20 protein-coding genes are annotated in these 20,082 nt (G+C 67.1%); 9 read left to right on the top strand and 11 right to left on the bottom strand.

The window, feature by feature from the left end; translation table 11 throughout:
• Positions 1-20 precede the first annotated feature (20 nt).
• A complete protein-coding gene (locus EWH21_RS08580; RefSeq protein WP_277700288.1) occupies positions 21-773 on the top strand; it encodes a transporter substrate-binding domain-containing protein in 753 nt (250 codons plus the stop codon).
• On the opposite strand, the gene EWH21_RS08575 is transcribed toward EWH21_RS08580, so the two are convergent.
• Positions 759-2,153 carry a sensor histidine kinase gene (locus tag EWH21_RS08575; RefSeq protein WP_037048984.1) on the bottom strand — a complete coding sequence of 465 codons (1,395 nt, stop codon included), beginning with the start codon at positions 2,151-2,153 and terminating at the stop codon, positions 759-761. The two genes, EWH21_RS08580 and EWH21_RS08575, sit on opposite strands and share 15 nt — an antisense overlap.
• On the bottom strand, positions 2,150-2,821 hold the full coding sequence (locus EWH21_RS08570; RefSeq protein WP_047592876.1) for a response regulator: 672 nt from the start codon (positions 2,819-2,821) through the stop codon (positions 2,150-2,152). The genes EWH21_RS08575 and EWH21_RS08570 overlap by 4 nt, the downstream gene beginning before the upstream one ends.
• A 259-nt stretch (positions 2,822-3,080) precedes the next feature.
• On the opposite strand from EWH21_RS08570, the gene EWH21_RS08565 reads away from it, so the two are divergent.
• The 5 genes from EWH21_RS08565 to EWH21_RS08545 all read left to right on the top strand — a co-directional run bounded on the left by EWH21_RS08565 (position 3,081) and on the right by EWH21_RS08545 (position 8,427).
• A complete protein-coding gene (locus EWH21_RS08565; RefSeq protein WP_047592864.1) occupies positions 3,081-4,343 on the top strand; it encodes an OprD family porin in 1,263 nt (420 codons plus the stop codon).
• A gap of 32 nt (positions 4,344-4,375) precedes the next feature.
• A complete protein-coding gene (locus EWH21_RS08560) occupies positions 4,376-5,353 on the top strand; it encodes a tripartite tricarboxylate transporter substrate binding protein (RefSeq protein ID WP_037048989.1) in 978 nt (325 codons plus the stop codon).
• 102 nt (positions 5,354-5,455) lie between these two features.
• Positions 5,456-5,899: a tripartite tricarboxylate transporter TctB family protein gene (locus tag EWH21_RS08555; protein WP_037048992.1), complete on the top strand. Its 444-nt coding sequence runs from the start codon at positions 5,456-5,458 to the stop codon at positions 5,897-5,899.
• A gap of 1 nt (position 5,900) precedes the next feature.
• The gene (locus EWH21_RS08550) at positions 5,901-7,421 is read left to right on the top strand and encodes a tripartite tricarboxylate transporter permease (RefSeq protein ID WP_037048995.1); all 1,521 of its coding nucleotides are present in this window, start codon (positions 5,901-5,903) and stop codon (positions 7,419-7,421) included.
• On the top strand, positions 7,405-8,427 hold the full coding sequence (locus tag EWH21_RS08545) for an AbrB family transcriptional regulator (RefSeq protein ID WP_037048998.1): 1,023 nt from the start codon (positions 7,405-7,407) through the stop codon (positions 8,425-8,427). The genes EWH21_RS08550 and EWH21_RS08545 overlap by 17 nt, the downstream gene beginning before the upstream one ends.
• 51 nt (positions 8,428-8,478) lie before the next feature.
• Here the strand turns inward: EWH21_RS08545 and EWH21_RS08540 are convergent, their stop codons facing one another.
• Positions 8,479-9,360 (bottom strand): RluA family pseudouridine synthase, encoded by an 882-nt coding sequence (locus EWH21_RS08540; RefSeq protein WP_152488241.1) that lies wholly within the window; start codon positions 9,358-9,360, stop codon positions 8,479-8,481.
• Positions 9,361-9,483: 123 nt separating this feature from the next.
• Here EWH21_RS08540 and EWH21_RS08535 point away from each other — a divergent pair, with 123 nt between their 5' ends.
• The 3 genes from EWH21_RS08535 to EWH21_RS08525 all read left to right on the top strand — a co-directional run bounded on the left by EWH21_RS08535 (position 9,484) and on the right by EWH21_RS08525 (position 13,069).
• Complete coding sequence (locus tag EWH21_RS08535) at positions 9,484-10,155, top strand: hypothetical protein (protein ID WP_277700287.1); 672 nt, start codon at positions 9,484-9,486, stop codon at positions 10,153-10,155.
• A gap of 147 nt (positions 10,156-10,302) precedes the next feature.
• Positions 10,303-11,322 carry a type I glyceraldehyde-3-phosphate dehydrogenase gene (gap, locus tag EWH21_RS08530; RefSeq protein WP_037049004.1) on the top strand — a complete coding sequence of 340 codons (1,020 nt, stop codon included), beginning with the start codon at positions 10,303-10,305 and terminating at the stop codon, positions 11,320-11,322.
• A gap of 130 nt (positions 11,323-11,452) precedes the next feature.
• A complete protein-coding gene (locus tag EWH21_RS08525; RefSeq protein WP_047592871.1) occupies positions 11,453-13,069 on the top strand; it encodes an NAD(P)/FAD-dependent oxidoreductase in 1,617 nt (538 codons plus the stop codon).
• Between the two features lie 18 nt (positions 13,070-13,087).
• On the opposite strand, the gene EWH21_RS08520 is transcribed toward EWH21_RS08525, so the two are convergent.
• From EWH21_RS08520 to EWH21_RS08485, 8 genes are all read right to left on the bottom strand, one after another.
• Positions 13,088-13,471: a hypothetical protein gene (locus EWH21_RS08520; protein ID WP_152488238.1), complete on the bottom strand. Its 384-nt coding sequence runs from the start codon at positions 13,469-13,471 to the stop codon at positions 13,088-13,090.
• A complete protein-coding gene (locus EWH21_RS08515; RefSeq protein WP_152488237.1) occupies positions 13,468-13,977 on the bottom strand; it encodes a GNAT family N-acetyltransferase in 510 nt (169 codons plus the stop codon). The genes EWH21_RS08520 and EWH21_RS08515 overlap by 4 nt, the downstream gene beginning before the upstream one ends.
• Positions 13,978-14,085: 108 nt before the next feature.
• A complete protein-coding gene (locus EWH21_RS08510) occupies positions 14,086-14,418 on the bottom strand; it encodes a Na+/H+ antiporter subunit G (protein ID WP_037049012.1) in 333 nt (110 codons plus the stop codon).
• 12 nt (positions 14,419-14,430) lie between these two features.
• Positions 14,431-14,700: a K+/H+ antiporter subunit F gene (locus tag EWH21_RS08505; RefSeq protein ID WP_037049014.1), complete on the bottom strand. Its 270-nt coding sequence runs from the start codon at positions 14,698-14,700 to the stop codon at positions 14,431-14,433.
• Positions 14,685-15,188 carry a Na+/H+ antiporter subunit E gene (locus tag EWH21_RS08500; RefSeq protein WP_037049016.1) on the bottom strand — a complete coding sequence of 168 codons (504 nt, stop codon included), beginning with the start codon at positions 15,186-15,188 and terminating at the stop codon, positions 14,685-14,687. The genes EWH21_RS08505 and EWH21_RS08500 overlap by 16 nt, the downstream gene beginning before the upstream one ends.
• Entirely contained in the window at positions 15,185-16,690 is a 1,506-nt protein-coding gene (locus EWH21_RS08495; RefSeq protein ID WP_277700286.1) for a monovalent cation/H+ antiporter subunit D, read from the bottom strand. Before EWH21_RS08495 ends, EWH21_RS08500 begins: the two co-directional genes overlap by 4 nt.
• Complete coding sequence (locus EWH21_RS08490; RefSeq protein ID WP_037049020.1) at positions 16,687-17,016, bottom strand: Na+/H+ antiporter subunit C; 330 nt, start codon at positions 17,014-17,016, stop codon at positions 16,687-16,689. The genes EWH21_RS08495 and EWH21_RS08490 overlap by 4 nt, the downstream gene beginning before the upstream one ends.
• Position 17,017: 1 nt before the next feature.
• The gene (locus EWH21_RS08485; RefSeq protein ID WP_150608718.1) at positions 17,018-19,810 is read right to left on the bottom strand and encodes a monovalent cation/H+ antiporter subunit A; all 2,793 of its coding nucleotides are present in this window, start codon (positions 19,808-19,810) and stop codon (positions 17,018-17,020) included.
• Positions 19,811-20,082: the final 272 nt, after the last annotated feature.

Here is a 20,082-nt window from a genome sequence, read left to right as displayed (position 1 = left end):
TCGCCTGAGGAAGTAGAGCCATGCGTTACGCATTTCTCCTGCTCGTCCTGCTGTTCGGCAACCTCCACGCCGCTGATCGCGTCCGTCTGACCAACGGTGAGTGGCCCCCCTACCTGGGCGAAACCCTCCCCCATCACGGCGTTGCCTCACGTATCGTCGAAGAGGCCTTCGCCTCGCAGGGCATCGCGGTGCAATGGGAGTTCCACCCCTGGGCACGCTCGCTGAAGATGGCCGAGCAGGGCCTGCGCGACGGCAGCGCGGTGTGGCTGAACAACCCGCAACGGCAGCAGCACTTCCATGTCAGCGCGCCGGTCGTGGAGAGCGGCTACTACCTGTTCCACCGCAAGGACGACGCATTCGACTGGTCCGGCATCGATGACCTGCGCGGCCTGCGCATTGCCGGCACGCGCGGCTACGACTACGGCGACGCCTTCCAGCGCGCCGAAGCGGCCGGCGACCTCGAGGTCATGCGCCTGACCAGTGACGAACAGGGACTACGCCAGCTGCTGGCCGGGCGCGTCGACCTGTTTCCCGTGGACAAGGTGGTCGGCTTCGACCTGCTCTACCAGCACTTCAGCCCGGCCGAGCGCCGGCGCCTGAGCTTTCACGCCAAACCACTGCGCAGCGACAGCCTGCACCTGCTGCTTTCGCGCGAGGTGCCGGGCAATGCCGAGCTGATGGCGCGCTTCAACCGGGGTCTCGAGCAGCTCCGTGCCAGCGGCAAGATCTCCCAGTACCTGCTGGAGATTCAGCAGCCGCTAAGCCTCTACTAGCAGCGGAAACTCGACCCGCACCAGCAGGCCGTGCGGCCGGGCCTGGTGCAGGCTGATGCGGGCCTGGTGGGCACGGCAGATCTCCCCGACGATGGCCAGCCCCAGGCCGGCACCATTGCCCTGCGCGCTGCGCCTGTAGAAGCGCTCGAAGACCTTCTCGCGCTCGGCCTCGGGAATGCCCGGACCATCGTCCTCGACCTCCAGCACGGCCGGGGCCACCGCGCGGATCACCAGGTTGCCGCCGGCGGGGGTATGCGCCAGCGCATTGTCCAGCAGGTTGTTCAGCAGTTCGTTGAGCAGGGTTGGCTCGCCATCGATCCAGACTGGCTGCTCGGCCTCCAGCGCCAGCGCCACCCCACGGGCATGCGCCAGCGGCGCCATGGCCAGCGCCAGGTCGCGGGCCAGTTGGCTGAGATCGATGCGCTGCGCACCGCCCTCGGTGATGGCGCGTGCACCACTTTCGATCCGCGCCAGGGACAGCAGCTGATTGGCCAGCAAGGTCAGGCGATCTCCCTGCAGCGCCACCTCCTCCAGCGTCCTGCGCCACTCTTGCGCCTCCTCGGCGCGCAAGCCCAGGGTGATGCGCGCCTTGAGCGCGGCCAGCGGCGTGCGCAGCTCATGCGCCGCGTCGGCGATGAATTGCGACTGGCGCTCGAACAGGCCTCTCAGCCGCTCGTTGAACTGGTTCAGGGTCTCCACCAGCGGCAGCACCTCGCGGGGCAAGCCGCTGTCGTGCAGGGGCTGCAGATCATCGCTGGTGCGCTCGGCCACCTCCCGACGCAACGCCTCCAGCGGTCGCAACGCCAGGTTCACCGCCAGCCAGACCAGCAGCAGCGCACTGATCGACAGCAGGCCCATGCGCCACAGCGTGCCCACCAGCAGTTCGCGAGCCATGCGCTCGCGCGCGCCCTGGGTTTCGGCCACGCGAATCTCGGCGATACCGTTCAACTGCGGCTCGCTGACCGGCTGCAGCAGGCTGACCACTCGCACCCCCTGATTGCGGTACTCGGCGTCATAGAAATGCGCCAGCGCCGGGTAGTCGTCGGTGCGCGGCGTGCCCTTGGGCGCAGCTGGCAGGTCTTCGTAGCCGGATACCTGATGCCCCTCGAGGTCGAGCACCTGGTAGTAGATGCGCCCGGCACTGTCATAGGCGAAGGTGTCCAGCGCCACGTAGGGAATGTTGGCCCTGAGGCGCCCGTCCTCGGCGTAGAGGCCGTCGGCCACGGCACGTGCCGACGCCAGCAGGGTGCGGTCGTAGGCCTCGTCGGCGGCGCGCCGCGCGCTCCAGTAGGCGCTGAGGCTGCTCAGCAACAGGATGACCGACAACAGCAGGGCCAGGCGCCGCAGCAGGCGTCCGCGCAGGCTGAAGCCACGGCTCATGCCTCGACTGCCTCCAGCAGGTAGCCGAGACCGCGGAAGGTGACGATGCGCACGGCGCTGCCTTCGAGCTTCTTGCGCAGGCGATGGACGTAGATCTCGATGGCATCGGGGCTGGCATCCTCGTCCAGACCGAATACCTGCGCGGCCAGCTGCTCCTTGCTCATCACCCGGCCCGGTCGGGCGATCATAGCCTCCAGCACGGCCTGCTCGCGGGCGGTCAGACTGAGCGCCTCGCCCTTCAGGCTGAAGCGCCGCGCCCCGAGGTCGTAGACCAGCTCGCCACAGCGCTGCAGCTGTTCGCCACCCAACACGCTGCGCCGCAGCAATGCCTTGACCCGCGCCTCGAGCTCGCTCAGCTCGAAGGGTTTGGCCAGATAATCGTCGGCGCCGAGGTTGAGGCCATGCACGCGGTCCTTGACCTCGCCACGCGCGGTCAGCATCAGCACCGGCAGGGTCTGCCCGCGATCACGCAAGCGCGCCAGCACGGCAAAGCCGTCGAGGCGCGGCAGGCCGATGTCGAGAATCGCCAGCGCATACTCCTCGCTCGACAGCGCCAGGTCGGCGGCGACGCCATCGTGCAGCACGTCCACCGTCCAGCCCGCGCCTTTCAGGGCCTGGGCCACGCTTTCCGCCAGTTGCGGATGGTCTTCGACCAGCAGGATACGCACCGCCACCTCCAGCTGCAGCATCGTTAGAGGCGCGCAGTGTAGCGCCCTCGACGCCGCTGTGAATTGCCCAGTTGCCAGGTTTCGTTGCCACCGCCAGCCGCGCGGACGCCCCTGCCAGCACCGCCGGAAAAAACTTTCAGCCATGAAAGCCTGCTGAAAGCTTGCCCTCATAGCATCGCTTCAAGGTGGCTCGATCCACCTGCTCAAGCGACCTTGCAGTGGTGCCAGGTCGCAACAAGAACAAAAACGGAGACCACACATGTACGCAGCCTCACGTCAGGCCCTGCCGCCTGTCCGCCTGCTCTGCCTGGCCATCGCCGCCAGTGCGACCCCGCTCGCCAACGCCGCCTTCATCGAAGACAGCACTGCCAGCCTCACCGCCACCAACATCTACCTCAATCGTGACTTCCGCGAAGGTTCCGGACAGAACAAGCGCGAAGAATGGGGTCAGGGCTTTCGTCTCGACCTGCAGTCCGGTTACACCGAAGGCACCGTCGGTTTCGGTGTCGATGCCATGGGCCTGCTCGGCCTCAAGCTCGACTCGGGACGCGGCCGCACCGGCACCGACCTGCTGCCGGTGCATGATGACGGGCGTTCGGCCGACGATTTCAGCCGCCTGGGCCTGACCGCCAAGATCAAGGTGTCCGCGACCGAGCTGCGCTATGGCTCGCACGTGCCGGAGCTGCCCGTGGTCAAGGCCAGCGACAGCCGCCTGCTGCCGCAGGTCTTCGAGGGCGGCCTGCTGACCTCCTCCGAGCTGGAAGGCCTGACCTTCACCGGTGGTCGCCTGGACAAGGTCATCGACCGCGCCTCCACCGACGACGAAGACCTGGTGCTCAACAGCAAGAACCGCCGCTTCGCCGGTGGCATCCAGGCCGACCACCTGGACCTGGCCGGCGCCGACTACAAGTTCGCGCCCGGCTTTACCGGCCGCTACTACTACGCCGATCTGGACGACATCTACCGCCAGCACTTCCTCGGCCTGCTGACCAGTCACAAGCTCGGTGCCGGCACCCTGAACAGCGATCTGCGCCTGATCTACAGCGACGACACCGGCGCCGCCAAGGCGGGCAAGGTGGACAACCGCGCGATCAACGCCATGCTCAGCTACGGCATCGGTGCGCACAAGTTCGGCCTGGGCTTTCAGGACATGAGCGGCGACACCGGCTTCGCCTACATCGACGGCAGCGACCCGTTCCTGGTCAACTTCGTGCAGATCAACGACTTCGCCAACGCCGACGAGCGTTCCTGGCAAGCGCGCTACGACTTCAACTTCGCCAGCGTCGGGGTTCCCGGCCTGACCTTCATGACCCGCTACATCCGTGGTGACGATGCACGCATCGCCGGCAGCGACGAGCGTGGCGGCGAATGGGAACGCGACATCGAGTTCAAGTACGTGGTGCAGAACGGCCCGCTCAAGGATCTCTACGTCCGCGTACGCAACGCCAGCTTCCGTTCCGACTTTGCCCGCGATGCAGATGAAAACCGCGTCATCGTCGGCTACACCCTGCCCATCTGGTAACCCACAATAAGATTCTCCAGGAGAACCCAATCATGAAATCTGCCCTGACCCGCGCCGCACTGGCGGTTTCCTGCCTGGCCTTCGCCGGCCAGCTGCTGGCTGCCGAACCCAAGCGTCCCGAATGCATCGCACCGGCCAAGCCCGGCGGCGGCTTCGACCTGACCTGCAAGCTGGCCCAGAGCGGCCTCAAGGACACCGGCCTGCTCAAGGCGCCCATGCGCGTCACCTACATGCCGGGTGGCGTCGGCGCCGTTGCCTACAACGCCGTGGTCGCCCAGCGCGCCAAGGACCCGGGCACCATCACCGCCTTCTCCTCCGGTTCGCTGCTCAACCTGGCCCAGGGCAAGTTCGGTCGCTATGACGAACACGCCGTCCGCTGGCTGGCGGCCATCGGCACCGACTACGGCGCCATCACCGTACGCGCCGATGCTCCCTGGCAGACCCTCGGCGAGCTGGTCGAGGCGCTGAAGAAAGACCCGGCCAGCGTGGTCTTCGGCGCCGGTGCGACCATTGGCGGCCAGGACTGGATGCAGACCGCACTGATCGCCCGCGCGGCCGGCATCGACCCGCAGAGCCTGCGCTACGTGGCCTTCGAAGGCGGCGGCGAGACCCTGACCGCGATGCTCGGCGGTCACGTGCAGGTCACTTCCAGCGGCCTGGGCGAAGTCACCCCGCAACTGGCGGCCGGCAAGGTGCGCATCCTCGCCGTGCTGTCCGACGAGCGTCTGCCGGGCAAGCTGGCGGACATTCCGACCGCCAAGGAGCAGGGCTACGACATCAGCTGGCCGGTGATTCGCGGCTTCTACATGGGCCCGCAGGTCAGCGACGAGCAGTTCGCCTGGTGGCAGGGCCAGTTCGAGAAGATGCTGGCACGTGACGACTTCGCCGCCCTGCGCGAACAACGTGACCTGTTCCCGCTGTCGCTGACCGGCGACGAGCTCAACGCCTTCGTGCTCAAGCAAGTGCAGGACTACAAGGCCCTGGCCGGCGAATTCGGCCTGGTCCAGTAACACGCCTGTGCAATCCGCGCCCTGCCGAGGGCAGCGCTGAGCACCCCACCCGGGTCGTGTTCAGCGCGGCCCTCCGGCCTGGCGCTTCCGAGGTAAATCACCATGTACGTTCGCCTGTTCTCCGCGGTCTGGCTGCTTCTGTGTGCCTGGCTCGCTGTCATTGCCTGGGGCTTCCAGGCGCCTTTCGCCTATGACCCGGTCGGCCCGCGGGCCTACCCGCTGCTGCTGCTGGCCCTGATGGGTGCCGGCAGCCTGTGGCTGGTGTTCAAGCCGGGTATGCTCGAACAACGCCTGGACCTTCCCACGGCGCTGCGCAGCGCGCTGTGCGTGGTGGTTCTGCTGGCCTATGCGCTGACCTTCGAGCCGCTCGGCTTCGTCATCAGCACCAGCCTGGCCACCTTCGCCCTGGGCCTGCTGTTCACCGGCCGCCCGCTGCCCTGCGCGGTCAGCGCGGTAGCGATGGGCGTGCTGCTGTACGTGTTGTTCGATCTGCTGCTGGACGTGCCCCTGCCGCTCGGCCTGCTTGAAGCCTTCGTGGAGAGCTGAAATGGAAACCCTTAACTTCCTGATGCAGGGCTTCGGTGTCGCCACGCGCCCGGACAACCTGCTGGTGGCGCTGTTCGGCGCCTTCGTCGGCACCGTGGTCGGCCTGCTGCCGGGCCTCGGTCCGATCAACGGCGTGGCCCTGCTGCTGCCGCTGGCGTTCGCCCTCGGCCTGCCGCCGGAAACCGCACTGATTCTGCTCGCCGCCGTCTACCTGGGCTGCGAGTACGGCGGGCGTATCTCCGCCATCCTGCTCAACGTGCCGGGCGACGCCGCGGCCATCATGACCACCCTCGACGGCTACCCGCTGGCGCGCCAGGGCAAGGCGGGCATCGCCCTGTCGCTGTCGGCGGTCAGCTCCTTCATCGGCAGCATCGTCGCCACCTGCGGCGTGGTGCTGTTCGCGCCGCTGCTGGCGAAGTGGGCCGTGGCCTTCGGCCCCGCCGAATACTTCGTGCTGATGGTGTTCGCCATCGCCTGCCTCGGCGGCATGGTCGGCGACAAGCCGGTCAAGACCCTGATGGCCGCCCTGATCGGCCTGGCCCTGGCCACGGTTGGCGTGGACTCGACCACCGGCGTCTATCGCTTCACCTTCGACAGCGTCAGCCTGTCCGACGGCATCCAGTTCGTCATCGTGGTGATCGGCTTCTTCAGCGTCAGCGAGGTCCTGCTGATGCTGGAGAAGACCCATGGCGGGCAGAAGGCGGTCAAGGCCAGCGGCCGCCTGCTGTTCAACTTCAAGGAGTTCTGCCAGACCTTCTGGACCATGATCCGCAGCGCCCTGGCCGGCTTCGTCATCGGCACCCTCCCCGGCGCCGGCGCCACCATCGCCAGCGCCATGACCTACATGACCGAGAAGCGCATGGCCGGCAGCAAGGGCCGCTTCGGTGACGGTGACCTGCGTGGCCTGGCAGCCCCGGAGGCCGCCAACAACGCTTCGGCCTGCGGCTCGCTGATCCCCATGCTGACCCTCGGCGTACCGGGCTCCGGCACCACCGCGGTGATGATCGGCGCCCTGACCCTGTACAACATCACTCCCGGCCCGCTGCTGTTCGAACAGCAGCCCGACGTGGTCTGGGGCCTGATCGCCTCGCTGTTCATCGGCAACGTCATCCTGCTGGTGATGAACATCCCGCTGGTCGGCCTGTTCTCGCGCATGCTCAGCGTGCCGAACTGGGTGCTGGTGCCGGCGATCACCGTGGTCAGCATGGTCGGCGTCTACGCCGTGCACAGCACCACCTTCGATCTGGTGCTGATGATCCTCCTCGGCGTGTTCGGCTACATCCTGCGCAAGCTCGACTTCCCGCTGTCGGCGCTGATCCTCGGCTTCGTCCTCGGCGAGCTGATGGAAGACAACCTGCGCCGCGCGCTGTCGATCTCGGCCGGCGACCTGGGCATTCTCTGGGGCAGCCCGATCACCCTGGTGCTGTGGGCACTGGTCGCGCTGATGCTGGCGTTGCCGGGCATCCGCTGGGTGCGTCGTCGCCAACAGATCAAGGCCGGGGCTGATGCCGCTGCCGCGTGATCTCTGGGTAACGCCGCTGGCCGGTGCGGTCGGCGGCTACCTGGCCAGCCTCGCCGGCTGGCCCCTGCCCTGGATGGTCGGCTCGCTGCTCGCGGTGATCGCCCTGCGCTGCCTGACCAACCGTGCCTTCAGCGAACTCCCCGGTGGCCGCAAGACCGGCCAGTGGCTGGTCGCCAGCGGCATCGGCCTGCACTTCACCAGCGAAGTGCTGGAGCAGGTGCTCAGCCATCTGCCGATCATCGTCATGGGCGCCTTCGGCACGCTCCTGCTCAGCCTCATCGGCATCGCCATCCTCCGTCGTGCCGGCGTCGACCGCGCCACCGCGTTCTTCGCCAGCATGCCCGGCGGGGCCAGCGAGATGGTCAACCTGGCCCTGCGCCACGACGCCCAACCGGCACGGGTGGCGGCGGCGCACAGCCTGCGCCTGCTGCTGGTGGTCCTGCTGATTCCGGCGCTGTTCACCTGGGGTCTGCCCGCTGTCAGTGCACCGGCGCGCGCGCCAGTGGACTGGACCTGGCTGATCGTCCTGCTCGCCGCCGGCGCGGTGCTGGCCCTGGGCTGGGGGCGCCTGAAGCAACCCAACCCCTGGATGCTTGGCCCGCTGACCGCCTGCGCCGTGGCCAGCGCCACCTTCGACCTGCACCTGGGCCTGCCGCCAGGCCTCGGCCAGCTCGGTCAGTGGCTGATCGGCAGCGCGCTGGGCTGTCATTTCGACCGTGCCTTCTTCCGCAGCGCCCCCGGTTTCCTGGCCCGCGTACTGCTGTTCACGCTGCTGGCGATGCTGGTCGCCGCTGCGCTGGGTGAAGGGCTCGGCTGGCTGGCCGGCGAGGATCACCTGTCACTGATGCTGGGCATGATGCCTGGCGGCATCACCGAGCTGTGTCTGACTGCCGAGGCCCTGCAGCTCTCGGTGGCACTGGTCACCGCGCTGCAGGTATTGCGGCTGTTTCTGGTGATGTTTCTCGCCGAGCCGCTGTTCAAGCTCTGGTGCAAGCGCCACGTCTAGCCTGTGGTACTTGCACTGCCGCTTCACTCAAGTGGCTGCCCCGGCGTCCCGCTACCACTGCAGGTGCAGCTGGCTGTCGAACGTACGGGGCTGACCACTGAGCGGGTCGACGAAACGCAGACCACGGGCCAGCAGCTTGAGCGGCTGGCTGTAGTCATCCGCCTGGTGGCGCGACTCCAGCAGGTGCGGATAGAAGTCGTCGCCAACGATGGGCGCGCCCAGCCCGGCCAGGTGCACCCGCAGTTGATGCTTGCGCCCGGTGACCGGCGACAGGCCGTAGCGCCATAGCGCGCCACGGCGCTCGAGCACCTCGATCCGCGTTTCGCTGTTGGCCTCGCCGGCGACCTCCTGCATGCGGAAGAAGGGCTCGCCAGCGACCATCCGCGAACGGTGCACACAGGGGAACTGCAGATCGGTCAGCGCCGGGGCAATGGCCTCGTAGCGTTTCTCCACCTGCCGCTCGCGAAACAGCGCCTGATACAGCCCGCGGCTGGCCGGGTCGACCGAGAACAGCACCAAGCCGGCGGTCAGTCGGTCGATGCGGTGAATCGGCACCAGGTCAGGATTGCCGGTGCGCCTGACCAGACGCGCCAGCAGGGTCTGCTCGACATACTCGCCAGCCGGCATCACCGGCAGGAAATGCGGCTTGTCGGCGACCAGCAGGTGCTCGTCCTGCCACAGCACCTGCTCTTCGAAGGGAATCGGCGTCTCGTTCGGCACCTCACGGAAGTAGCGCACCTTGAGGCCGGCGCGATAGGGATGCTCGGCGTCGATGGGCTTGCCTTCGCCATCCAGCACGCGGCCGCGCGCCATGCGTTGCAGCCACACCGCCCGCTCGATAGCGGGAAAGTGCGCGCACAGGCAGTCGAGCACCGTCGCCCAGTCTCCCTGGGGCAGGTGGAGCGTACTGGGGCGCATGGCAGGGCTGGGCATTACGGGGGCTCGCATCGGTCCGGACGGGCGAATTAGGCCGCAGTCACCGCGTCCAGTCAAAGCAAACGGCTTGAGCCGGCGTCACGCTGTAGCTATGGTGGCCGCTTCGCTTCGGAGGCCTGCATGTCCATCACCCGTTCCCTGCTCAGCAGCATCGCCCTACTCCCGCTTCTGACCGCCTGCCAGGTCTACACCGGCAAGCCGGAAGGCCCGCCACCGGCCACCCGCCTGCAGGGCCAGGTACAACTGGAGAACGGCCAGCTGCTGTTCAGCCCCTGTCAGGAACAGCGCCGCTTCCTCCTGGTCGACGGCGGCAACACCGGCATCGAGCATGAAGCCAGGCAGCTCGCCAGCGATGGCCAGGGCGAGCTGTTCGCCGACCTGGCCGGCCAGCTGGGCGGCAGTCAGGGCCAAGGCAACGATGGCCGCTTCGAGGTCAGCCAGCTCTACCGCCTGCAGGGTGAAGGCCATGGCTGCGACGACCTCAACTTCAAGCGCCTGACCCTGCGCGCCAGTGGCAACGAGCCGTTCTGGCAACTGGAGGTCGGCAGCAAGGGCCTGGTCCTCAACCGTCCCGAGCATGAGCCAATGGCCCTGCCCTACCTGGAAGAACAGCTGCCGGAAGGCCGTCTCAACTTCAGCAGCGAGGCCAACGGCCAGCGCCTCGAGCTGTGGGTCGCGCCGCAACGCTGCGTCGACGGCATGAGCGGTGCGGTGAACCACCTCAGCGCGGAACTGCGCCTGGACGGCCAGGTACTGCGTGGCTGCGCGCACTTCGGCGCCATGCGCAACTGATTGCACCGCCTGCGGCACGGATGCTGACGGCTGAGCGCAGGTCCTGGCTCAGCCGTCAGCCCGTGTGATCTTTTGCCACAATCGAAAGCAGGCGCACCCCGCTCCCTCCGCCTAAGCTCAAGGCAGCATCGCAGGAAGGAGACCACCATGCTACGAGTAGCCCTTAACGGATATGGGCGCATCGGCCGCGCACTCACGCGCGCTCTGGTGCAGCGCGATCTGCAGCAACGCATCCGCCTGGTCGCGATCAACGACCTCGGCGACTACCAGACCCTCACCCACCTGACGCGCTTCGACTCCACCTTCGGCCGCTTTCCCGGCGAGGTGGAACTGCATGGCGAGCAGTTGCACCTCGGTGGCCAATCGATCCACCTGCTCAGCGAGCGCGAGGCGTTCAACCTGCCCTGGAACCGTCTGGGCGTGGACCTGGTGCTGGAATGCTCAGGCAAGTTCAAGAAGCGCGCACAAGCCGAGCAGCACCTGACCGCCGGCGCGCAGCGCGTGCTGCTCTCGCACCCGCTGGAAAGCGCGGACCTGACCGTGGTCTATGGCGTCAACCACCAGTTGCTGAGCAACCAGCAGCAGATCGTTTCCAACGCCTCCTGCACCACCAACTGCCTGGCGCCGCTGGCCAAGGTGCTGCACGAGGCGGTGGGCATCCGCCAGGGGCTGGTCAACACGGTGCATGCCTACACCAACGACCAGAACCTGCTGGACAAGGCCCACAGCGATCTCTATCGCGCCCGCGCCGCCGCGCTGTCGATGATCCCCACCAGCACCGGTGCCGCCCGGACCATCGGCCTGGTGCTGCCGGAGCTGTCCGGGCGCCTCGACGGCCTCTCGGTGCGCGTGCCGACCCCCAACGTGTCGCTGCTCGACCTGACCTTCAACGCCGAGCGTGCGACCAGCCGCGAGGCGATCAATGCCGCGCTGCAGAACGGTGCCAAGGCCATGACGCCAGGCGTCATGGAGTGCAACGAGGCGCCGCTGGTTTCCACTGACTTCAACGCCTACCCGGTCTCCTGCGTGGTCGATCTCAACCACACCCGCGTGCAGGACGACCTGGTCAAGGTGCTGGCCTGGTACGACAACGAATGGGCATTCGCCAACCGCATGCTCGACGTCCTGCTGTACTGGCATCACCTGAGCCGCGACAGCCAGCGCTGAACGTCGCAGCGGCGCTTGCGCCGCTGCGTCCATGGCGTTGCCGGGCGACGACCGGCACACGGCGATCCTGTACAATCGCCGCCCTCGTTACCCCCTGCCGGATCACCACCGGCCCTGCTGGATACCTGCCATGATTCGCCTCACCGAACTGAAACTGCCCCTCGACCACGCCGACGACGCCCTGCGCCCGGCCATCGTCCAGCGCCTGGGCATCGCCGATGGCGAGCTGCTCGCCTTCACCGTGTTCAAGCGCAGCTACGATGCCCGCAAGCGTTTCGGCGACATGCCGTTCATCTACATCGTCGACTGCGAGGTGCAGGACGAAAGCGCCCTGCTCGCCCGCCTCGAAGGTGATCGCCACGTCGGACCGGCACCGGACATCCGCTACAAGCCCGTCGGCCAGGCGCCTGCCGGTGGCCTCGACGAACGCCCCATCGTGGTCGGTTTCGGCCCCTGCGGCATCTTCGCCGCACTGATCCTGGCCCAGGCGGGGCTGCGCCCCATCGTCCTGGAGCGCGGCAAGGAAGTTCGCCAGCGCACCAAGGACACCTGGGGGCTGTGGCGCAAGAACGTGCTCGACCCGACGTCCAACGTGCAGTTCGGTGAAGGCGGCGCCGGCACCTTCTCCGACGGCAAGCTCTACAGCCAGATCAAGGACCCGAACCATCACGGCCGCAAGGTGCTGGAAGAGTTCGTCAAGGCCGGCGCGCCAGATGAGATCCTCTACATCAACAAACCGCACATCGGCACCTTCCGCCTCACCGGCGTGGTCGCCACCATGCGCGAGGAGATCAAGGCGCTCGGTGGCGAAGTGCGCTTCCAGGAGCGCGTCAGCGACCTGCTGATCGAGGACGAGCAGCTCAGCGGCGTCGTGCTGGAAAGCGGCGAACAGCTGCGCAGCCGTCATGTGGTGCTGGCCCTCGGTCACAGCTCGCGTGACACCTTCCGCATGCTCCATGCCCGTGGCGTGTTCCTGGAGGCCAAGCCGTTCTCGGTGGGTTTCCGTATCGAGCACCCGCAGTCGCTGATCGACAACGCGCGCCTGGGCAAGTACGCCGGTCACCCGAAGCTCGGCGCCGCCGACTACAAGCTGGTGCACCACGCCAGCAACGGCCGCGCGGTGTACAGCTTCTGCATGTGCCCGGGCGGCACCGTGGTCGCCGCCACCTCCGAGCCGGAGCGCGTGGTCACCAACGGCATGAGCCAGTATTCGCGCAACGAACGCAATGCCAATGCCGGCATCGTCGTCGGCATCACCCCGGAGCAGGACTACCCCGGTGGCCCGCTGGCCGGCGTGGAGCTGCAGGAGCGCCTGGAGTCGCACGCCTATGTGCTCGGCGGGCGCAACTACGAGGCACCCGGGCAGCTGGTCGGCGACTTCATCAAGGGCACGCCGTCCACCGCGCTGGGTGAGGTGCAGCCGTCCTACAAGCCGGGCGTGCGCCTGGGCGACCTGGCGCCGTCGCTGCCGGACTTCGCCATCGCGGCGATCCGTGAGGCCATCCCGGCCTTCGCCAAGCAGATCAAGGGCTTCGACCTGCATGACGCGGTGCTCACCGGCATCGAGACGCGCACCTCGTCCCCCGTGCGCATCACCCGTGGCGCCGACATGCAGAGCCTGAACCTGAAGGGCCTGTATCCGGCCGGTGAAGGCGCCGGCTATGCAGGCGGCATCCTCTCCGCCGGGGTCGACGGCATCCGTGTCGCCGAGGCCGTGGCCAGGGACATGCTCGGGCTGGAGCGCTGAACAGGGGCCCGGCCGGACTCAGCCGGGCGACCTGAAGCGTAGCGCCAGCAGGCATGCCGGCAGCGCCAGGACCAGCACGCCGACAGTGACCACCAGCAGGCTGCGCAGCGGCATGCTGGTGAAGAGGTTGACCCAGTACAGCGTCCACAGCGACAGGCAGGCGCAGCAGCCGACCAGGCCACTGCGTCGGCTGCGGCAACTCATCAGCCAGATCGCGTTGAACAGCGCCAGGGCGGCGAAGAGATACAGCGAATGCTGCAACTGCACGCCGTAGCCGATATCGCGGCGGAGCGTGCCGAGCAGCTGTCGACAGACCTCGAAGGCGCCGCTGTAGAGCAGTGCTGCCAGCACCAGCTGCGCGCCGACGAGCAAGGCGATAGCGCCGCCACGCCGCGCGTTCAAGCGTCTTCGACGCGCAGGCAACAGAGGGTCGAGCGGCGTGAACCGTGCGGACGCCGTTGCGGGTCGGCGTAGGTGAGCAACTCGACGAACCCCGCCTTGCGCATCATCCCTGCCGAGGCGGCATTCTCCTCGTGGCGATCGATGTAGATGTCGCGCAGCCCATCCTCCAGCAGCCCTTCGACCACGCCACGCAACAGGCGTGAGCCCAGCCCCTGCCCGGCCTGCCGAGCGTGCACCACGGCCTCGCAGATGTAGGCATGCACCTGGCCCGAGCGTGACGGCGGCTGATGCGCGGCGAAGCCATCGGTCAGGCGATGACTGACGAAGCCTTGCAGCACGCCCTCCTGCTCGGCCAGCAGGGCCCGCGTCTCGCCACCGGCGATGGCTGCCAGGTGGGCGCGCACCTCGGCTTCGGGCAAGTGGTTCCAGGGGTTCGGTCCATGCTCCAGCAACAGCTCGCACATGGCCTCGATGTCCGCTGCGGTCGCGGCGCGCAACTGCATCATGATGTTCACCTCGCCTGAGTCAGTGGCCGGCGCCAGGTGCTGCCAGCCAGGGGCTCAGTCTAGGGCCTGCGTGCAAGGGTCTACAGGCACAGTCACGGGTGAAAACTGTCACTGCTCCCAGGGGCGGCCACGGGTCTGCTCGCTCAGGCGTACCTTCTGCTGCAGGGCCGCCTTGGCCAGCATGTGGGCGCTGACCGGCGCGGTGATGAACAGGAACAGGGTGATGAGCAGCTCATGCAGGCTGATGCCCTGGCCCCGCGTCCCGAAGTAGATCAGCGATGCGATGACCATGCCGCCCACGCCCATGGTGGTGGCCTTGGTCGGCCCATGCAGGCGCATGAAGAAGTCCGGCAGGCGGTACAGGCCGATGGCGCCGACCAGGGCGAACAGGCTGCCGAGCAGCAGAAACAGGGCGACCAGGCCCTCGATCCAAGCGTTCATGCTGTCTCTCCTCTACTCGATGATGTCGCCGCGCAGCAGGTACTTGGCCACTGCCACGGTGCCGATGAAGCCCATCACCGCGATCAGCAGCGCCGCTTCGAAATACAGGTCCGAACCCAGCCAGATGCCGAACAGCACCAGCAGGGCGATGGCGTTGATGTACAGGGTGTCCAGCGCCAGGATGCGATCGGGCATGTCCGGCCCCTTGATCAGCCGGGCCAGGGTCAACACCAGTGCCAGGCCCATGATGGCCAGGCAGATCGGAATCACGTACGCGAGCATGCGAACACCTCCAGCAGTGGTGCTTCGTAACGGGTCTGGATGCTGCGCACCAGCGCGGCTTCGTCATCCACGTTGAGGCCGTGGATCAGCAACGTGCGCTTGTCGTCGCTGAGGTCGGCGGAGACCGTGCCGGGCGTCAGCGAGACGATGCTGGCGAGCATGGTCAGCGCCAGCTCGTCGTCCAGCTTCAGCGGCACCTCGACGAACGCCGGGCGCATGCGGCTGGCCGGGCCGAGAATCAGCTTGGCCACCTCCAGGTTGGCGACGACGATGTCACCCAGCACGCGCAGCAGGAACAGGCACAGCTTGACCGGTTTGCGCACCTGCGGCGGGTTGATCCAGAACACCTGGCTGACCAGCGGAATCAGCCAGCCGAGGAAGGCCCCCAGCAGCCAGTGACCGAAGCTGAAGTCGTTGACCAGCAGCAGCCAGACACCGAGCAGGCACAGGCTCAGCAGAGGATGGGGCAGCCAGCGACGCCCGTTCATGCGCCACCTCCGCTGTGCAGGATCATGTGATAGCTCTCCAGGTCATGCAGTTGCGTCACCATGGCGCCGATGTAGTCCAGCGCGGGCGCGGCGCAGGCCACCAGCAGCGGGCTCATCAGCAGCAGGCCGATGGCGGCGAGCAGGCGGCCGTTGTCCAGCTCGGCGCTGTCCAGCTGGCTCAGCCCGACACGCCAGAACAGGGTGCTGCCGGCGCGGCTGAGACTGACCAGGGTCACCAGGCCGCCGATCAGCACCACCGGCCACAGCACGGCGGCTTCCCAGCCGGATCCTGCAGCCTTGAGCAGCAGCAGCTTGCCGACGAAGCCCGAGAGCGGCGGCAGGCCGGCCACGGCGATGGCGCCGGCGAAGAACAGCGCCCCCAGGATGTACGGATTCTGCAGCGCCGGCCCCTGGATCAGCTGCGCTTCCTTGATCCCGCGCTGGCGGCTGACCAGATCGGCGATCAGGAACAGCGCGCCCGCCACCCAGGTACTGTGGATCAGATAGAACAGCGCCGCCTGCAGTGCCTCGGGGGTGCCCAGGGCCATGCCGGCGAGCAGCGTGCCCACCGACAGCACCACCAGGTAGGCCAGCATGCCCTGCAGCGTCACCGAGGCGAACGCGCCGACGGCGCCCAGCGCCAGGGTCAGCAGAGCCAGCGGCCACAGCCACTCCTGGACCAGGTGCGAGAGGTTGCCGCTCTCGTCCCCGAAGACCAGGGTGTAGACCCGCAGAATCGAGTACAGGCCGACCTTGGTCATGATCGCGAACAGCGCCGCCACCGGCGCGGTCGCCGAGGCGTAGGCACGCGGCAGCCAGAAGTACAGCGGCAGGAACGCGGCCTTGAGGCCGAACACCACCAGCAGCAACATGCTGGCCGCGCCGATCAGCGGCGCATGGTCGGCGCCGGCGGCGGCGACGCGCAGCGACATGTCGGCCATGTTCAGCGTGCCGGTGACGCCATACAGCACGCCCACGGCGATCAGGAAGAACGCCGAGCCGACCAGGTTGAGCACCACGTAGTGCAGCCCCGCACGCACGCGATCCTTGCCGCCGCCGTGCAGCAGCAGCGAGTAGGACGCGATCAGCAGGATCTCGAAGAACACGAACAGGTTGAACAGGTCGCCGGTGAGGAACGCCCCGTTGATACCCAGCAACTGGAACTGGAACAGCGCATGGAAGTTGCGACCGCGCTCGTCGTCGCCACGCATCGCGTAGAGCACCGCGAACAGCGCCAGCACCGATGTCACCACCAGCATCAACGCACTGAGGCGGTCCAGTACCAGCACGATGCCGAACGGCGGCTGCCAGTTACCCAGGGCATAGACCTGGATCGTGCCCTGGTCGGCCAGCGCCAGCAGCCAGAAGCTCAGCGGCACCAGCAATGTGGTCACGCCGACCGACAGCACGCGCTTGCGCGGCATGTCCAGGCGAGCGGCCACCAGCAGCAGGCTGCCGGCCAGCAGCGGCAGAAGAATGGGAAGGATCAACGCATGATTCATCGATGCTGCTCCCGGCCATCGACATGGTCGGTGCTCAGTTCACCGACGCTGCGCAGGGCCAGCACCACGACGAACGCGGTCATGGCGAAACCGATGACGATGGCGGTCAGCACCAGCGCCTGGGGTAGCGGGTCGACATAGCGGCTGCCCTGCCCGATCACGCTGGACGCACCGCCCTGCAGGCGTCCCATGGCGAAGAGGAACAGGTTGACCGCGTAGGAGATCAGGGTCAGCCCCATGACCACCGGAAAGGTGCGAGCTCGCAGCAGCAGATACACGCCGCTCGAGGTCAGGATGCCGAGCGCCACGGCAAACAGCGCTTCCATATCAGAGTACCTCCTGTCCGGGCTTTTCCTGGGTCAGCTTGCCCAGGTTGGCGAGGATGAGCAGGGTCGACCCGACCACGGTCAGGTAGACGCCCAGGTCGAAGAGCATGGCCGTGGCCAGCTCGATCTCACCCACCAGTGGAATGTGGAAATGGCCGAACGCCGAGGTCAGGAACGGGCGCTCGAACAACCAGCTGCCCGCCCCGGTGGCCGTGGCGATGAGCACGCCGCCACCGGCCATGCGGTGATAGTTCAAAGGCAGGCGCGACTGCGTCCACTGCACGCCGCTGGCGACGTACTGCAGGATCAGCGCCACGGCCGTGATCAGGCCGGCGATGAAGCCGCCGCCCGGCAGGTTGTGGCCACGCAGGAAGATGAACACCGAGATCAGCAGCGCCATCGGCAGCAGCACGCGCGACAGCGTGGCGAGGATCAGCGGGTGGCGGTCACGCGCCCAGCTGCGGCCCTCGGCGTCGGCGTTGGGCTGGAACAGGCGCAGGCCGTCGAGCATGGCATAGATGCCCACCGCCGCGATGGCCAGCACGCTGATCTCGCCCAGGGTATCGAAACCACGGAAGTCCACCAGAATCACGTTGACCACGTTGGTACCGCCACCACCGGAGACGCTGTTGGCCAGGAAGTAGTCGGCGATGCTCGTGTACGGGCGGGTCAGCACGGCGAACGCCAGCATGGCCACCATCACCCCGCTGCCGATGGCCAGGCTGAAGTCGCGCAGGGCGCGCATGCTGCTGGACTCGACGCGCGTCTGCGCCGGCAGGAAGAACAGCGCCAGCATCAGCAGGATGATGGTCACCACCTCCACCGACAGCTGGGTCAGCGCCAGATCCGGCGCCGAGTAGCGGGCGAAGGCCAGCGCCACCATCAGCCCCACCACGCTGAGCATCACCAGCGCGGCCAGGCGCTGGCGGTGGAAGATCACCGTCGCCAGCCCGGCCATGACCATGATCGCCAGGCCCAGCGCGGTGATACCGTCGATCGGCTGCATCGGCACCGAGCCACTCAGCTCCGGCAGCGGGCCCAGCGCCAGCACCACCACCACGATGGCAGCGCCGAGCAGGTAGGCGATGTAGCGTTGCAGCGAACCGTTCTCCAGGCGACGGGTGAACGCCGTGGCGCTGACGAACAGGCTCATCACCATGCGCTCGAAGACCAGCTTGGCATCCACCCGGGGCATCCCGGCGTACCAGCGGAACAGCGGCTTGCGCAGGGCATAGACGAGAACACCACCCACCAGCGCGACCACGCTCATGATCAACGGCAGGTTGAAACCGTGCCAGATCGACAGGCTGTACTCGGGCAGGTCGCCACCCAGGGTGGCGGACGCGGCAGAGGCCAGCAGCGGGGCCACGGTGTAGGCCGGCACGACACCGACCAGCAGGCAGAGGAACACCAGCACTTCCACCGGCACCTTCATGTAGCGCGGCGGCTCGTGCGGCGGGTACTTCGGTAGGTCGATCGGCTCGCCGTTGAAGAACACGTCATGAATGAAGCGCAGCGAGTAGGCCACCGAGAAGACGCCGGCCAGGGTCGCCGCTGCCGGGATCACCCAGTTGAAGCTGCCGAGCAGGTGCTGGTGCAGCGTCTCGGTAAAGAACATCTCCTTGCTCAGGAAGCCGTTGAGCAACGGCACCCCGGCCATCGCCGAGGCCGCCACCATCGCCAGCATCGCCGTATGCGGCATGTACTTCCACATGCCGTTGATACGCCGCATGTCGCGGCTGCCGGTCTCGTGGTCGATGATGCCGGCGGCCATGAACAGCGAGGCCTTGAAGGTGGCGTGGTTGATGATGTGGAACACCGCCGCCACCGCCGCCAGGCGCGTATCGAGGCCGAACAGCAGGGTGATCAGGCCCAGGTGGCTGATGGTGGAATAGGCCAGCAGGCCCTTGAGGTCATGCTGGAACAGCGCCAGGGTGGCCCCCACCAGCAGGGTCGCCAGACCGGTCAGGCTGACCAGGTAGAACCACCATTCGGAGCCGGCCAGTGCCGGATACAGGCGCGCCAGCAGGAACACCCCGGCCTTGACCATGGTCGCCGAGTGCAGGTAGGCCGAGACGGGCGTCGGCGCCGCCATGGCATGCGGCAGCCAGAAGTGGAACGGGAACTGCGCCGACTTGGTGAACACGCCGAGCAGCACCAGGATCAGCGCGACCGGATACAGCTCATGGGCACGAATCGCGTAACCGGCTGCCAGCACCTGGGACAACTCGAAGCTGCCGGCGATATGGCCGATCAGCAGGATGCCGGCAAGCAACGCCAGACCGCCACCACCAGTGACCGCCAGGGCCATGCGTGCGCCCTTGCGAGCGTCGGAACGTGCCCCCCAGAAACCGATCAACAGGAAGGACGAAAGGCTGGTCAGCTCCCAGAACACCAGCATCAGCAGCAGGTTTTCCGACAACACCACGCCGAGCATGGCGCCCATGAACAGCAGCAGGAAGCCGAAGAAGCGCCCCATCGGCTCGCTTTTGGACAGGTAGTAGCGTGCGTAGAGGATCACCAGCAGGCCGATGCCGAGAATCAGCAGGGCGAAGAGGAAGCCCAGACCGTCGAGACGCAGGCTCAGGTTCAGCCCCAGTTGCGGCAGCCATTCCAGCTTGACGCGCAGGACCTCGCCGGCGAACACGCCAGGCTGCAGGCTGAACAGCAGCACCAGCGCCACCAGCGGCGGCAGTGCGGCGGCCACGGCGCACGCCGAGCGGCCCAGCCGCTCGGCCAGCACCGGTAGAAAAACGCCCAGAAACGGCAAGGCTATGATCAGCGCAAGCGCCATCGGCAAAACCCCTTTAGCAGGCACGCCAGTCGACCACGACCAGCGACGAGAATTGGAGTCGCAACTCCCTGACGGTGACGAACCCCGCACCACAACGAATCAGCTAAGTCGTTGTCGCGACAAGAATAACCGCCGATTATCCATACCTATCGGCGCATCGTCATGCATTGAATTATTACTAAACGCACCAGCAGGTGAATACGCGTCTTTCTCTATCACCGCTCTGCGCCGCGCCTATCAGCCGTTGCGGATAGCGATGTGCGCATCGCTGA

Origin of the sequence: Pseudomonas sp. REST10, assembly GCF_029542605.1 — a bacterium.
GTDB lineage: Bacteria > Pseudomonadota > Gammaproteobacteria > Pseudomonadales > Pseudomonadaceae > Aquipseudomonas > Aquipseudomonas khazarica.
This window is presented reverse-complemented; position numbering and strand designations above follow the sequence as displayed.

Coding starts and splice junctions, on each gene's coding strand:
- EWH21_RS08500 (WP_037049016.1), bottom strand. CDS start 15,188: ATGAACGGGCGTCGCTGGCTGCCCCATCCTCTGCTGAGCCTGTGCCTG.
- EWH21_RS08490 (WP_037049020.1), bottom strand. CDS start 17,016: ATGGAAGCGCTGTTTGCCGTGGCGCTCGGCATCCTGACCTCGAGCGGC.
- EWH21_RS08560 (WP_037048989.1), top strand. CDS start 4,376: ATGAAATCTGCCCTGACCCGCGCCGCACTGGCGGTTTCCTGCCTGGCC.
- EWH21_RS08505 (WP_037049014.1), bottom strand. CDS start 14,700: ATGCTCGCGTACGTGATTCCGATCTGCCTGGCCATCATGGGCCTGGCA.
- EWH21_RS08525 (WP_047592871.1), top strand. CDS start 11,453: ATGATTCGCCTCACCGAACTGAAACTGCCCCTCGACCACGCCGACGAC.
- EWH21_RS08555 (WP_037048992.1), top strand. CDS start 5,456: ATGTACGTTCGCCTGTTCTCCGCGGTCTGGCTGCTTCTGTGTGCCTGG.
- EWH21_RS08575 (WP_037048984.1), bottom strand. CDS start 2,153: ATGAGCCGTGGCTTCAGCCTGCGCGGACGCCTGCTGCGGCGCCTGGCC.
- EWH21_RS08540 (WP_152488241.1), bottom strand. CDS start 9,360: ATGCCCAGCCCTGCCATGCGCCCCAGTACGCTCCACCTGCCCCAGGGA.
- EWH21_RS08535 (WP_277700287.1), top strand. CDS start 9,484: ATGTCCATCACCCGTTCCCTGCTCAGCAGCATCGCCCTACTCCCGCTT.
- gap (WP_037049004.1), top strand. CDS start 10,303: ATGCTACGAGTAGCCCTTAACGGATATGGGCGCATCGGCCGCGCACTC.
- EWH21_RS08485 (WP_150608718.1), bottom strand. CDS start 19,810: ATGGCGCTTGCGCTGATCATAGCCTTGCCGTTTCTGGGCGTTTTTCTA.
- EWH21_RS08580 (WP_277700288.1), top strand. CDS start 21: ATGCGTTACGCATTTCTCCTGCTCGTCCTGCTGTTCGGCAACCTCCAC.
- EWH21_RS08550 (WP_037048995.1), top strand. CDS start 5,901: ATGGAAACCCTTAACTTCCTGATGCAGGGCTTCGGTGTCGCCACGCGC.
- EWH21_RS08495 (WP_277700286.1), bottom strand. CDS start 16,690: ATGAATCATGCGTTGATCCTTCCCATTCTTCTGCCGCTGCTGGCCGGC.
- EWH21_RS08545 (WP_037048998.1), top strand. CDS start 7,405: ATGCCGCTGCCGCGTGATCTCTGGGTAACGCCGCTGGCCGGTGCGGTC.
- EWH21_RS08510 (WP_037049012.1), bottom strand. CDS start 14,418: ATGAACGCTTGGATCGAGGGCCTGGTCGCCCTGTTTCTGCTGCTCGGC.
- EWH21_RS08565 (WP_047592864.1), top strand. CDS start 3,081: ATGTACGCAGCCTCACGTCAGGCCCTGCCGCCTGTCCGCCTGCTCTGC.
- EWH21_RS08515 (WP_152488237.1), bottom strand. CDS start 13,977: ATGATGCAGTTGCGCGCCGCGACCGCAGCGGACATCGAGGCCATGTGC.